The 12,898-nt window shown below is 72.3% G+C and carries 12 protein-coding genes; 7 read left to right on the top strand and 5 right to left on the bottom strand.

Going from position 1 to position 12,898, the window contains the following annotated elements:
* Positions 1-11 precede the first annotated feature (11 nt).
* The 5 genes from GTY58_RS31740 to GTY58_RS31760 all read left to right on the top strand — a co-directional run bounded on the left by GTY58_RS31740 (position 12) and on the right by GTY58_RS31760 (position 4,598).
* Positions 12-1,241, top strand: a complete 1,230-nt coding sequence (locus GTY58_RS31740; protein ID WP_010987498.1) for an FAD-dependent oxidoreductase — start codon at positions 12-14, stop codon at positions 1,239-1,241.
* Between the two features lie 146 nt (positions 1,242-1,387).
* Positions 1,388-1,753 carry an Rv2175c family DNA-binding protein gene (locus GTY58_RS31745; RefSeq protein ID WP_010987499.1) on the top strand — a complete coding sequence of 122 codons (366 nt, stop codon included), beginning with the start codon at positions 1,388-1,390 and terminating at the stop codon, positions 1,751-1,753.
* Between the two features lie 175 nt (positions 1,754-1,928).
* Entirely contained in the window at positions 1,929-2,576 is a 648-nt protein-coding gene (gene thiE, locus GTY58_RS31750; protein ID WP_037646754.1) for a thiamine phosphate synthase, read from the top strand.
* A gap of 124 nt (positions 2,577-2,700) precedes the next feature.
* Entirely contained in the window at positions 2,701-3,624 is a 924-nt protein-coding gene (metF, locus tag GTY58_RS31755) for a methylenetetrahydrofolate reductase [NAD(P)H] (RefSeq protein ID WP_010987501.1), read from the top strand.
* Positions 3,625-3,680: 56 nt separating this feature from the next.
* Entirely contained in the window at positions 3,681-4,598 is a 918-nt protein-coding gene (locus GTY58_RS31760; protein WP_010987502.1) for a hypothetical protein, read from the top strand.
* Positions 4,599-4,699: 101 nt separating this feature from the next.
* Here the strand turns inward: GTY58_RS31760 and GTY58_RS31765 are convergent, their stop codons facing one another.
* The 5 genes from GTY58_RS31765 to GTY58_RS31785 form a co-directional block, all read right to left on the bottom strand.
* On the bottom strand, positions 4,700-6,193 hold the full coding sequence (locus GTY58_RS31765) for an FAD-dependent oxidoreductase (RefSeq protein WP_010987503.1): 1,494 nt from the start codon (positions 6,191-6,193) through the stop codon (positions 4,700-4,702).
* Between the two features lie 45 nt (positions 6,194-6,238).
* Positions 6,239-6,850 (bottom strand): DUF4126 domain-containing protein, encoded by a 612-nt coding sequence (locus GTY58_RS31770; protein ID WP_037646756.1) that lies wholly within the window; start codon positions 6,848-6,850, stop codon positions 6,239-6,241.
* Positions 6,851-7,255: 405 nt separating this feature from the next.
* Positions 7,256-7,900: a TetR/AcrR family transcriptional regulator gene (locus GTY58_RS31775; protein WP_037646907.1), complete on the bottom strand. Its 645-nt coding sequence runs from the start codon at positions 7,898-7,900 to the stop codon at positions 7,256-7,258.
* 35 nt (positions 7,901-7,935) lie between these two features.
* Positions 7,936-10,020 (bottom strand): YhgE/Pip domain-containing protein, encoded by a 2,085-nt coding sequence (locus tag GTY58_RS31780; RefSeq protein ID WP_010987506.1) that lies wholly within the window; start codon positions 10,018-10,020, stop codon positions 7,936-7,938.
* Positions 9,992-10,936 carry an ATP-binding cassette domain-containing protein gene (locus tag GTY58_RS31785; protein ID WP_107083258.1) on the bottom strand — a complete coding sequence of 315 codons (945 nt, stop codon included), beginning with the start codon at positions 10,934-10,936 and terminating at the stop codon, positions 9,992-9,994. The genes GTY58_RS31780 and GTY58_RS31785 overlap by 29 nt, the downstream gene beginning before the upstream one ends.
* 258 nt (positions 10,937-11,194) lie before the next feature.
* Here GTY58_RS31785 and GTY58_RS31790 point away from each other — a divergent pair, with 258 nt between their 5' ends.
* A complete protein-coding gene (locus GTY58_RS31790; RefSeq protein ID WP_010987508.1) occupies positions 11,195-11,743 on the top strand; it encodes an SAV_6107 family HEPN domain-containing protein in 549 nt (182 codons plus the stop codon).
* A 296-nt stretch (positions 11,744-12,039) separates the two neighbouring features.
* The gene (locus GTY58_RS31795; RefSeq protein WP_010987509.1) at positions 12,040-12,810 is read left to right on the top strand and encodes a methyltransferase; all 771 of its coding nucleotides are present in this window, start codon (positions 12,040-12,042) and stop codon (positions 12,808-12,810) included.
* Positions 12,811-12,898: the final 88 nt, after the last annotated feature.

Consider the following 12,898-nt stretch of genomic DNA (forward strand, 5'->3'; position numbering starts at 1 on the left):
ATGGTGATCAGGTGAGCGAGCAGACGCAGGAACGAGGCCGTACGGCAGCGCGGCGTGTCGTCGTCGTGGGCGCGGGCATGGCCGGGGTGCAGACCGCGGTCGCCCTGCGGGAGCAGGGCTTCACGGGCGGAGTGACGCTGATCGGCGCGGAACCCCATCAGCCGTACGACCGGCCGCCGCTGTCCAAGGCCGTGCTGCTCGGCAAGGCCGAGGGCTCCGCCTTCGACGTCGACTTCGAGGCGCTCGGCATCGAGCTCCAGCTCGGCCGCGAGGCGCTCGGCCTGCGCCCGGAGGACCACGAACTCGACACGGACTCGGGCCCCGTCCCGTACGACGTCCTGGTCGCCGCCACCGGTGCGGAACCGATCCAGCTGCCGGGCGCCGAGGGCGTCCCGGGCGTGCATCTGCTGCGCACCCTGGACGACGCCGAGCGGCTGCGTCCCGTCCTCGCCCAGCAGCACGACATCGTGGTCGTCGGGGCCGGCTGGATCGGCGCCGAGTTCGCCACGGCCGCGCGCGAGGCAGGCTGCGCGGTCACGGTCGTCGAGGCCGCGGACCGGCCGCTCGCGGGGGCGCTGCCCGCCGAGGTGGCCGCGCCGATGACGGCCTGGTACGGCGACAGCGGGGCGCGGCTTCTCACCCACGCGCGCGTGGAGCGCATCGAGCCGGGCGCGGTGGTGCTCGACAACGGCTCGCGGGTGCCCGCGGGCGCCGTCGTCGTCGGCATCGGCGCCCGTCCCGCCACGGCCTGGCTCGTCGGCTCCGGGATCGCGCTCGGCGCCCACCAGGAGGTCCTCGCCGACAACCACCTGCGCACCTCCCTGCCGGATGTGTACGCGGTCGGCGACTGCGCCTCCTTCCCGTCGGGACGCTACGAGGCGCGCCTGCTCGTCCATCACTGGGACAACGCCTTGCAGGGCCCGCGGACGGTGGCCGCGAACATCATCGGGGAGGCCCCGGCGGCGTACGACCCGGTCCCGTACTTCTGGTCGGAGCAGTTCGGCCGGTTCGTCCAGTACGTGGGCCACCACGCGACCGCCGACGCGACGGTGTGGCGCGGGGACCCGGAGGGGGCCGCCTGGACGGTGTGCTGGCTGCGTGAGGGGCGCCTGGTCGCCCTTCTGGCGGTGGGCCGTCCGAGGGACCTGGCCCAGGGCCGGAAGCTGATCGAGTCGGGCGCCCCCATGAACCCGGAGCTGCTGGCGGACGCGTCGCGCCCGCTGAAGGCGGCGGTCGTGTAGCACTCCCCGGGCACTCTCGGGCACTCCCCGGTTCCGCCGCGGGCGAGGGGGGCGGAGCACCTCGATGGGGGCAGTATGTCCATTTCACCCCCACCTGGGCGAGACTCGGGTACCGACTGTCAGTCCGGGATGGCAGTCTTGGTTGCGTGACCGAGATTGACGCAAAGATTGATGCTCTCGTCCCCGCCTGGCTCACCCTCCCCGACATCGCCGAACAGTTCGGCGTCGAGGTGACGCGTGTCCGGCAGCTGGTCAAGGAGGGCCAGGTGATCGCCGTACGCCGTGGTGAGAACCGCGCGCTGCACGTCCCCGCCGCTTTCATCGACGGGGACAAGGTCGTCAAGGGCCTGACCGGCACCCTGACGCTCCTGCGGGACGACGGCTTCTCCGACGAAGAGATGATCGAGTGGCTCTTCACGCCCGACGAGAGCCTGCCCGGTACCCCCGCGCAGGCTCTGAGCGAGAATCGTGGGACGGAGGTGAAGCGCCGCGCCCAGGCGCTCGCCGTCTGACCTGAACAGAGCCGTCCGGTGTACGGACCGTGGCCGGCCATGCCCCGCCGCGGTCCGTACACCGCCGAGAGACGGTCCGTACGTTCACCGACCGACGGTCCGTACGCCACCGACAGGCGGTCCGTAGGCCACCGGCCGACGGCCCGTGAGCCACCGACAACGGGGGAACTCCACCATGCCCGACACCGCCCGCGACCGGCTCGCCGACGCCCGCGTCTATCTGTGCACGGACGCCCGCAGGCGCCAGGGTGACCTCGCCGAGTTCCTCGACGCGGCCCTGGCCGGCGGCGTCGACATCGTGCAGCTGCGCGACAAGGGCATGGAGGCGGCCGAGGAGCTGGAGCACCTCCAGGTCTTCGCGGACGCCTGTCGCCGCCACGGCAAGCTCCTCGCGGTCAACGACCGGGCGGACGTCGCGCACGCCGTCGACTCCGACGTGCTCCACCTGGGGCAGGGCGACCTCCCCGTCCCGGCGGCCCGGGCGATCCTCGGCGCCGACGTCCTCATCGGCCGCTCCACGCATGCCGAGGCCGAGGCCGAGGCCGCCGCCGTCCAGGAGGGCGTGGACTACTTCTGTACGGGTCCCTGCTGGCCCACCCCCACCAAGCCCGGCCGGCACGCCCCGGGCCTCGACCTGGTCCGCCACACGGCCGCCCTGGGCACCGACCGCCCCTGGTTCGCCATCGGCGGCATCGACCTCGGCAATCTCGACGAGGTTCTCGAAGCGGGCGCCCGCCGTGTCGTCGTCGTGCGCGCGATCACCGAGGCGGACGACCCGAAGGCGGCGGCGGAGGAGTTCGCGAAGCGGCTCCGTCACGCCTAGTCGTCGGCGCGGTCATCCGCGCAGCCACCCCTCAGGTGTCCGAGGGGTGGACAACAAGTCGACAATTCGGGCAAATGCCCGTCATCCGGTTGGGGGACCGCCGGGCCCTGGCTAACCTGCGGGTATGGCCCTCGGAACCGCATCCACCAGGACTGATCGCGCACGCACTGTGCGTGACATGCTCGCGTCCGGCAAGACCACGTACTCGTTCGAGTTCTCGGCGCCGAAGACCCCCAAGGGCGAGCGGAACCTGTGGAGCGCGCTCAGGAGGGTCGAGGCGGTCGCCCCCGACTTCGTCTCCGTGACCTACGGGGCCGGCGGTTCCACCCGCGCGGGCACGGTCAAGGAGACCGAGCAGATCGTCGCCGACACGACGCTCACCCCGGTCGCGCACCTGACCGCGGTCAACCACTCCATCGCGGAGCTGCGCAACATCATCGGCCAGTACGCGGACGCCGGGATCCGCAACATGCTCGCCGTGCGCGGCGACCCGCCCGGCGACCCGATGGGCGAGTGGGTGCCGCACCCGAGGGGGCTGACGTACGCGGCCGAACTGGTGCGTCTCATCAAGGAGTCGGGCGACTTCTGCGTGGGAGTCGCGGCCTTCCCCGAAATGCATCCGCGCTCCGCCGACTGGGAAGCCGACGTCGAGCGCTTCGTCGACAAGTGCCGGGCCGGCGCCGACTACGCGATCACCCAGATGTTCTTCCACCCCGAGTCGTATCTGCGGCTGCGTGACCGCGTCGCCGCGGCCGGCTGCGAGACCCCGGTGATCCCCGAGATCATGCCGGTGACGAGTGTGAAGATGCTGGAACGGCTGCCACAGCTCAGCAACGCCGCGATCCCGTCCGTTCTGCAAGAGCGGATCCTCACAGCCAAAGACGATCCGGCGGCTGTACGCTCCATTGGCATCGAGTTCGCCACGGAGTTCTGCGCGAGGTTGCTGGCCGAGGGAGTCCCCGGACTTCACTTCATTACGCTGAACAACTCCACCGCGACGCTGGAGATCTACGAAAATCTGGGACTGCACCACCCACAGCAGGCCTAGACCGGTCGCATCGTCGTACGACACACTGCGTAGCGACCACAGGGATAGGGGCGTACATGGGCTGGACGGTCCTCTACATCGCGTTCGGCATCGTCGCGCTGTGGCTGCTGGGCGAGGTGCTGCTGCAGTACAAGGCGCGGCTGCGCTGGCGGCTGCTCGCCTTCGGCGGCTTCCTCGGCGTGGTGCTCGGTGTGCTGATCCCCTCCGTCATCGTCATCGGCCTGGGCGCTGCCGCGTTCGCGGTCGGACAGACGTACGTCACGCTTTCCTTCCGCCGCGGCTTCGCGGCCGGCTGGGCCGTCGGCAACCGCCCGCGCGAGAGCGGCGGCAGCAAGCGCCGCCGGGGCGAGGCAGCGCGTCAGGAGCCGACGCTGGAGGTCACCGACCTACAGCCGACGGCTGCCGGAACGTACCGCCGGGAGGAGGCGTACGACCCGGACCACGACGATGTGTTCACCCGCCCGCAGCCCGCCGAGGCCGCGGCCGAGAGCACCGCCGTGTACGAGCCCCAGCCCCTGCCCGACGACACCGGTTCGTACGGCGTCTACAGCGACGCCGCGTACGCGGCCGCGACGGACCCGTCCTACGCGGCCGCGGCCCAGACGCCGGACCAGAACTTCGCGTACGACGGCTACGCGGGCTACGACCAGCAGCAGTACGGCTACGACAACGGCCAGCAGCAGTACGCCGCCTACTCCGACCCGTACATCGGCACGCAGACCTACGGCGGCGGCTCCTACGACGCCTCGTACGGCGGCCAGCAGCAGTACGGTCAGCAGGCGTACGGCCAGGATTCCTACGCCACCGGCACCTATGGCGGCGAGACTCCGCCGGGTGGCGTCTGGGTGCCGCAGCAGCGCACCACCGACGACGCGTACGGCGGCGAACTCCCGCCCGAGCAGCCGTATCCGTACCAGGGGAACGGTGGCGGGGACGGCAACGCGCACGGGTACGACGAGCAGTACCGGTTCTGAGCCGGTCCCGGCTCAGAGCGGGCGGGAGCACGTGTGCCGAGGGCCCGGCGGTGACTGCCGCCGGGCCCTCGCGCGTGGTCCGACGCCTTACGGGGAGCCGGTCACTGTGAGCCCCGGAAGTCCGGTCCCTCCACGATCAGTCCGGCCACCAGCGCGCCCGACATGCCCGCGTGGGGGAGGCCGCCGCCGGGGTGGGACCAGCCGCCCACGGTGAACAGCCCGGGCATACGTGTGGTGTTCGCCGGGTGCAGCAGACGGCCGTCCGCCGCGGCGAGGGCCGGCGCCGGGATCGCGCCGCCGGGCGCACCGGTGGCCTGCGCGATGTCGTCCGGCGTACGGGTCTCGTGCCAGAGGAGGCGGTCGCGCAGGTCGGGTATCGCGCGCTCGGCGACCCCCAGGATCCGGTCCACGTCGGACTCGGTCACGCGCAGACCCGAGGGCGCCGGGAGGGTCAGGGTGACCGCCTCGTGCCCACCGTCGGGAACCAGCCCGGGGTCGTCGGGGCGCAGCACGGTCAGCGTGGGCGTCGCCGGGAGTCCCGCGGGCTCGCCGAAGAGCCGGTCCAACTCGCCCTGCCGGTCGGTGGTGTGGACGACCGTCCGGTGCGCGGTGCCCTCGGGGCGTGTGCCGCGCAGCGCCAGCAGCACCGTCAGCCGGCTCGGCACCCCGCGCCGCGGTCCGACATCGCCGTCACCCCGCACCGCCCTCCCGGCGGTGAGGCGGTCCAGGACGCCGGGTGCGACGCCCGCCACCACATGGTCCGCCTCCGCGACCGTCCCGTCGGCCAGCTCCAGCCCTGCCGCCCGGCCGTCCTTCTCGACGATCCCGGTGACCTCCGCGCCGAAGACGAACTCGACCTTCCGGGCCAGGCAGCGCTCGTGGACCGCGCGGGCCAACTCCCGTATCCCGCCGCGGACGTACCAGGTGCCGAAGGCGTGCTCCATGTACGGCAGCACCGCCGCGCTCGCCGGGGTGACCCGGGGGTCCAGGCCGTAGGCCAGCGCGTGGCTCTCCAGGAGCGAGGCGAGCCTGGGGTCGCGCAGCTCCCAGGCGCCGATGTCCGCGAGGGTGCCCGCCCGCCGGGTGCGCAGCAGCCGCTTGTGCGGCACCGCCGGATAGGGGTCGCGCTCGGCCAGCACCTCCCAGTTCGGCCACAGGGGCTCTTCCAGGAGCGGTCGGCGCGTCCGGTCCCAGGCCTCGCGGGCCCGGACCAGGAAGTCGCCCCAGCGTCCGCCGGCGCCCGCTCCGAGGGCCTCGTCGAGCGCGGTGACGACTCCCGCGCGTGAGGCGTTCGGCAGCGAGGCCGCGGTGCCGTCCGCGAAGACATGCCGCGACGACGGATCCACCTGGACCAGCTCGACGCACGCCTCCAGCGGCTCCTTGCCGGTCTTGACGAACAGGTCGCGGTGGACCGCGGGCAGCGGCAGCAGCCCCGGGCCCGTGTCGAAGCGGAAGCCGTCGCGTGCGAAGCGGCCCACCGCTCCGCCGTACGTCGCCGCGCGCTCGTACACCGCCACCCGGTGGCCCGCGACGGCCAGCCGGGCGGCAGCCGCCATCGCGCCCATCCCGGCGCCGATCACCGCAATCCGTGCCATGCCAGGGACTTTATCGGCCGCCACCGACAATCCCGTCCGGGGAGGTCAGCCGGGCGGTCCCAGCCGCCGCGCCAGCCGTCTCTCCTCCCGTCGCTGGGCCCTGCGCCTTAGGAACCGTCTGATCCGCGAGACGAGGAAGAACAGCGTCAGCAGCCCGAGGAGCAGCAGCACTCCGGCGATGACGGCGGCCGCCTCCGGATGGAACATCGCGAACGTGACGATCCCGCCGACCCCGAGATCCTCGGCCACGCTCATGATCACGTTGCTGAACGGCTCGGGCGAGGCGTTGATCGCCATGCGGGTCCCGGCCTTGACGGCATGGCTCGCCAGCGCGGTCGACCCGCCGATCGCGCCCGCCGCCACATCGGAGAGCGAGCCGCTCTGCCCGGCGAGCAGCGCGCCCACCCAGGCCCCGGCGGCCGGCCGGATCACGGTGTGCGCCGCGTCCCATGCCGAGTCCACGTACGGGATCTTGTCGGCGACCGCCTCGCACAGGAACAGAACCCCGGCGGTGATCAGGACCTCAGGGCGCTGAAGGGACTCGGGGACGTCGTCGCTCAGACCGGTCGCACCGAAGACGCCGAGGAGCAGCACCACCGCGTAGGCGTTGATGCCGCTGGCCCAGCCGCTGGTGAAGACCAGGGGGAGTACGGACACGGACGCGATCGTAACCAGTCGGCAACAGCACGGCCTGGGCATGAGTGCGTACGACTGAGTACCCGTACCCAGGGAGTGAGATGAGTACGCGCGCGGATGAGCTCCGACCTGCGTGAACGAGAGAGTGGAGACACGGAAAGGGGCGCGGCTCCGGTACCGCCGACACGGGGCGGCGGAACGGATCCCGCGCCCTTGGCCGCTCCTTCCGCCGACCTGTCGGCGGGAGCGAGACACAGGGGGACCCGGGAGAGACCACCTGGGGGACACAGCGGGGGAAGTACGGGGGAGCACGGGGAAAAGTACGGGGGAAGTACGGGGGAGCACGGCGAAGCGCCGGTTCGAGGTGGCCCGCGGGGGACGCGGCCACATCGAACCGGCGCTTTCGTGTGGGCCGGCGGCCCCAGGTCAGCGGCTGCCGCTGACGCGGCCCTGGAGCAGCCGGGACAGTGCCGCGTGGACATCGTCCAAGGAGCGTTCCGGCTGGAAGGACTGCCAGTCCAGGGCGGCCACCAGGACCATGCCGACCAGGGCGGCCGCCGTCAGCTGGATGTCGATCTCGTCGCTGAGCTCGCCGCCCGCCACGCCCTCGCGCAGCACGTCCTCGACGACCGCGACGGCCTCCTGCCTGACCACCATCAGGGTGGACTGCCATGCCCGGTTGGTACGCCACAGCTCGGCCACGTACAGCTGGGTGAAGGCCGGGTAGCGGTCGATGAAGACGAGTCCGGCCCGGATCATCGCGTCGAGGGCGTCGACCTTGCTGCCGCCCTCACGCGCGGTCTTCTCCGCCGCCTCGCGGAGGGAGGCGGTGAGGAGTCCCACGCCGTGCCGCAGCAACTCCTCGAAGAGGACGGACTTGCTTGCGAAGTTGTAGTAGACCGTGCCCTTCGCGACTCCGGCGCGCTCGGCGATCTCGTCCACCGTGGTGGCGGAGAACCCCTGCTCCGCGATGAGGGTGACGGCCGCCTCGTAGAGCTTCTGCCGGGTCGCCTCGCGACGGCCGCCGCCCGCCGTGGCGGTGCCGCCGTGCTTGGTCTTGCTGCTGTCCATGGCGTTGATTGTCACAGGAACAGTCGCTCGCACGGTCACAGGCTCAGCTCCGGGTGCAGCCGGTCGAGGGTCCACACCTGCTTGCGGCGCGCGGACAGGGCGGTGAGCGCGAGGGCGCCCGCGGTGAAGGCCACCAGCACGGCGCACGCCTGCCAGACGGGACCCAGACCGCCACCGGAGATGAGCCTGCGCAGGGCCTCGACGACGTAACTCATCGGCAGGAAGGGGTGGAGCGCGTTGAAGAAGCCCGGACTGGTCTGCACGGGGTAGGTGCCGCCCGCGGACGTCAGCTGGAGCATCAGGAGGGCGAGGACGAGGATCCGGCCCGCCGCTCCGAAGCGCGCGTTCAGCCACTGCACGATCGCCGCGAAGCACGCCGTCACCAGGAACAGGAAGCCCACCGTCCCGGCCGCCCGCGCCATCTCCAGGCCGATCGCCCAGTGCAGCACCGACATGAGGGCCGCGGTCTGCAGCACGCCCACGGCGGCCACCGGCAGCCAGCCCGCGAGGGCGATCCGCCAGGCCGAGGAGCCCGCCGCGAGCGCGCGCCGGTTGAGCGGCTGGATCAGCATGTACGCCACCATCGCGCCCACCCACAGGGAGAGCGGGATGAAGTACGGGGCGAAGCCGGTGCCGTAGTTGGGCGCGTTGTGCAGGTCCCTGGAGGCGAGCTGCACGGGGTCGGCCATGACCTGGGTGCGTGCGTCGCGGTCCTGCTTGTCGTAGTCGGGGATCTGGTCGGCGCCGTCGTGCAGGCCGCCGGCGAGCTTCCCGGAGCCGTCGACGAGCTTGTACATGCCCCCGGTGAGGTCGGTCGCGCCCGTCTGCAGCTTGCCGACGCCCGTGTCGAGGTCCGCCGCACCGGTCTTGGCCGTGCCGAGCCCGGTGTGCAGTGTTCCGGCGCCCTTGGCGACCTTGGCGGCCCCCTTGTTGAGGGCGTCGACCTTGGTGACGGCGTCGTCGAGGTCCTCGGAGAGATGCGGTGCCGCCTTGGCGAGGGCCCTGGCCTGGCGCTGAAGGGTCACCAGGTCCTTTTCGAGGGCGGTCATGTCGCCGTGGTAGTCCTGCACCACCGTGTTCACGTCCGCGGTGAGCCGCGCCGCGTCCGCCGCGGCGTCCTTCGCCTTCTTGAGGTCGTCGCACGCCGGGTCGGGCACGAGCTGGTTCTCGCAGCGCCTTTCGTAGACGCCGTTCAGCGTCTCGGACGCTTTACGGGTACCGCTCTCTGCCAGCGGGGCGGTGGTGACGAAGGCGTCGAGGTGCTTGCGGATGACGCCCGCGGAATCGGCCACCGTGGTCGCGGTGTCGGCGATCGTCCGGCCGTTGTTCTTCAAGAAGGGCCGCACCTGGTCCGCCGCGCCGCCGACCTTGTCGGCCAGCGCCTGCGTGCCGCCCGCGACCTGGCGTGCACCGTCCTGGAGGTCACCCGCGCCCGTGTCGAGCTTCTTGAGGCCGCTCGACAGCTTCCCGCTGCCCGCCTTGGCGTCCTTCAGGCCGTCGGCGAGGTCCTTGGAGCCCTTCTTGGCCTTGCCGATCCCCCCGGTGAGCTTGTCGGCGCCCTTCGCCGCCTTCTCGGTCTCCCCGTGGATGTCCGAGAAGGAGATGAAGATCTTGTCGAGGAACGAGCGGGACGCCTTCGTGGACGCGGCCGTGCGCACCTCGCTGAACACCGTCCGCGAGATCTGCCCGACGATGTAGTTGTTCGCGTCGTTCGTGCGCACCTGGAGAGCGCCCGTCTCGGGGGAGTCCCCGGAGCTGGAGGCGATCCGCTTGCTGAAGTCGGACGGCATGGTCAGCGACAGGTAGTACGTCCCGTCCTCCACGCCCTTCCTGGCCTCCGCGGCGCTCACCTCGTGCCACTGGAAGGTCTCGCTCTCGCGCAGTCCCTTGGTGATGTCGTCGCCCGCGGTGACCTTCTTGCCGGCGGCGGTCGCCCCCTGGTCGTCGTTCACGAGCGCCACGGGGATGCGGTCGAGCCGGCCGTACGGATCCCAGAACGACCACAAGTAGAGAGCGCCGTACAGCAGGGGCAGCAGCATGAGCGCGGCCAGCGCGGCGCGGGGCAGCTTGCCCCTGCCGAAGCGCCTGAGCTCAAGCGCGGCCAGCTTCGGGGAGCGCATCCGCCGTCTCCTTGTCGTTCGTCTCGAGCGTCTCGGGTGTCTTGGAGGCCGCGTGGGTCTCGTGGGTCTCGTGGGCGTCGGGGGTCCCGTGGGTGGGCTCGGCGGCCTGCCGGGTGGACACCACGACGGCACCCGCCGGGGCTTCGCTGCACACCGCCACGACCGTGGTCCCGGACTCGGTGAGCGAGGTCAGCAGGGTCCAGACCTCGGCCCGTTCGGCGTCCGAGAGCTTGAGGTCGGTGTCGTCGACGGCCAGCAGGCGCGGGCGGCCGATCAGGGCGAGAGCGATGGACAGCCGCAGGGCCTGAAGGCGTTCCAAGTCGCGTACGGCGGTCCGGGAGCCCTTGGGCAGCGCCTCCCGGTCGAGTCCGGCGGCGGCCAGCGCGGTGTCGATCCGCAGCTTCGCCTCCGTCGTGCGCTCCGCACGCGGCCGCAGCAGCCCGCGCAGCGAACCGCCGTAGCGTCGCTCCAGCAACGCCCGTTCGCCGAGGTGCTCCCCGACGGTCAGGGCCGGATCGAGGTCGGTGACGCCGGGGACATGGGCCGGCGCGCTGATCAGGCGTACGGCCGACATCTGCTTCGGCAGTCGGAGGGAGCCGACCGTGGCGTGCCCCTCGGTGGGCTTCATGCGTCCGGTGAGCGCCAGCAGCAGGCAGGTCCGGCCGGACCCGGAGGGCCCCTCGACGGCGATCAGCGAACCGGGCGCGGCGTCGAAGCCGACGCCGCGGAAGGCCCAGCCGCGCGGCCCCTTCAGCCCGAAGTTCTCGGCGCCGACGGCGATCCCGACGGGTGCCCTTGGCCCGTCGAGGCCGCCTTGTGTGTCCGCCTGTGTGTCCGCCTGTGTGTCCGTTCGTGCGTCCGCGTCTGCGTCCGCCTGCGTGTCCCGCTGGGTGTCTGCCGGCCTGTTCTCCCGCATGTCCCCCTCCACGCCCCCTTCCACGTCCCCCGTCACGTCCCCGGCCACGTACCCTCCATGCCCCCTTTGATCCGCCATCGCTGCCCTGCGGCGGCGGTCTGGTCGGGGGCCCCATTTTTGAACTGACTGGTCAGTGCAAAAACTACCCCGAACCCTTGAGCGATGCAAAAGCCCAGGTCAGATCGGATTGTCAGTGGCATACCTCACGATGGGCACATACGGCCACAGTGCCGTCACGCAGACGACAGGAGGTTCGTCATGGCCAGCTCCAACGCAGCCGCCGCCCGTCGGCGCCGCGCCCCCGGCCCTGCACCCTCACTGACCGGCCAGGCGGGCGATGTGCACCCCGTGCTGCGCCGGGCCACGGCCCCGCCCGCCGCCCTCGACCTGCTTGCCCAGGCCCGCGCCGGTCTCGAAGAGGCGACCGGCCTCGACATGGCCAACGAGCGGTATGCCACGGCGCATCTGGCAGCCCTGCGCACCGCTGCCGCCGTACTCGCGGCGCGGGCGCGACCGGAGCCGAACGCGCGACGCCGCGCCAGGATCCGGAGCGCCTGGGAAGTGCTCCCCGAGATAGCGCCGGAACTCAGCGAGTGGAGCGCGCTGTTCGCCTCGGGGGCGGGCCGCCGCGCCCGCGCCGAGGCCGGCATCCAGGGCGCGGCGAGCAACCGCGACGCCGACGACCTGATACGCGACGTGGCGATGTTCCTCCGCCTCGTCGAGCGGATGCTCGTCCTCCAGCCGGTCCTGCCCCAGCCACGCCAGGACGACGACCGGGGTGACCGGGAGGTGCCGGACGCGGGGTGAACCCGGACGCGGGGTGAACCCGGGCCGGGCCGGTGGCGTACCGGCCCGGCGGCGTACCGGCCCGGTTCGGGACGGGGTGACGCACGGCGCGCGGCCCGCCGTGCGGGGTAACCGAACGGCGCACGAATGACGCGCGGTCCGCCGGGTGGTTCGCTGCGTGGACGGGGGCGCTGGGCACCCGGCCGGAGGCAATAGGGTGGAGGCGCCTGAAGCCTTCCGCCTGGTACCGAGGTCGGAAGGCACCCCGAATCGCTCCGCCGTACAGAAGGCGGTGCCGCGCCGAGGAGTCAACTGCCGTGTCGGACCCGATGCGCCCCCGCGCTTCTCTCCGTACCGCCGTGGTCTGGGAGGTCCTCAAGGACGCCCTCGACCGCCGCGTCAAGGCCACGGGGCGGGACGCGCTCGACGTCCTCGACACCGGAGGCGGCAGCGGCAACTTCGCGGTGCCCGCGGCCCGCCTCGGCCACCGCGTCACCGTCGTCGACCCCAGCCCCAACGCGCTGTTCGCGCTGGAGCGCCGGGCTGCCGAGGCCGGCGTCGCCGACCGCGTGAAGGGCGTTCAGGGCGACGCCCACGGCCTCTTCGACGTGGTCGAGCGCGGCGGCTACGACGCGGTGCTCTGCCACGGCGTCCTGGAGTACGTGGACGATCCCGCGGAGGGCGTCCGCAACGCGGTGGCCGCGCTGCGTCCCGAGGGTGTCCTCAGCCTGCTGGCCGCCGGACTCGGCGGAGCCGTGCTCGCACGCGCCCTCGCCGGGCACTTCAAGGAGGCCAAACAGGCGCTGGAGGACCCGAACGGCCGCTGGGGCGAGGGTGACCCCGTGCCGCACCGCTTCACCGTCGAGCAACTGACCGCTCTCGTCGAGGGCGCGGGCCTGCGGGTCGGGGCCGTGCACGGCGTCCGGGTCTTCGCGGACCTGGTCCCCGGCGTCCTCGTGGACACCGAGCCGGGAGCCCTGGACGCACTGCTCAAGCTGGAGGAGGCGGCGGCCGAGTTCCCCGCGTTCCACTCCGTGGCCACACAGCTCCACGTACTGGGTGAGACGCAGGCGGCGGCCGACGCCTGAGCCGCCTCCCTGACGCGTCGCTGATCAGGGCCTTGGCGGCAGATGGAGTACGCCACAGGCCCCCCGATCGGGCGGTGCGCGCCGTATG

The organism is Streptomyces sp. SID5469, assembly GCF_009862865.1.
GTDB lineage: Bacteria > Actinomycetota > Actinomycetes > Streptomycetales > Streptomycetaceae > Streptomyces > Streptomyces avermitilis.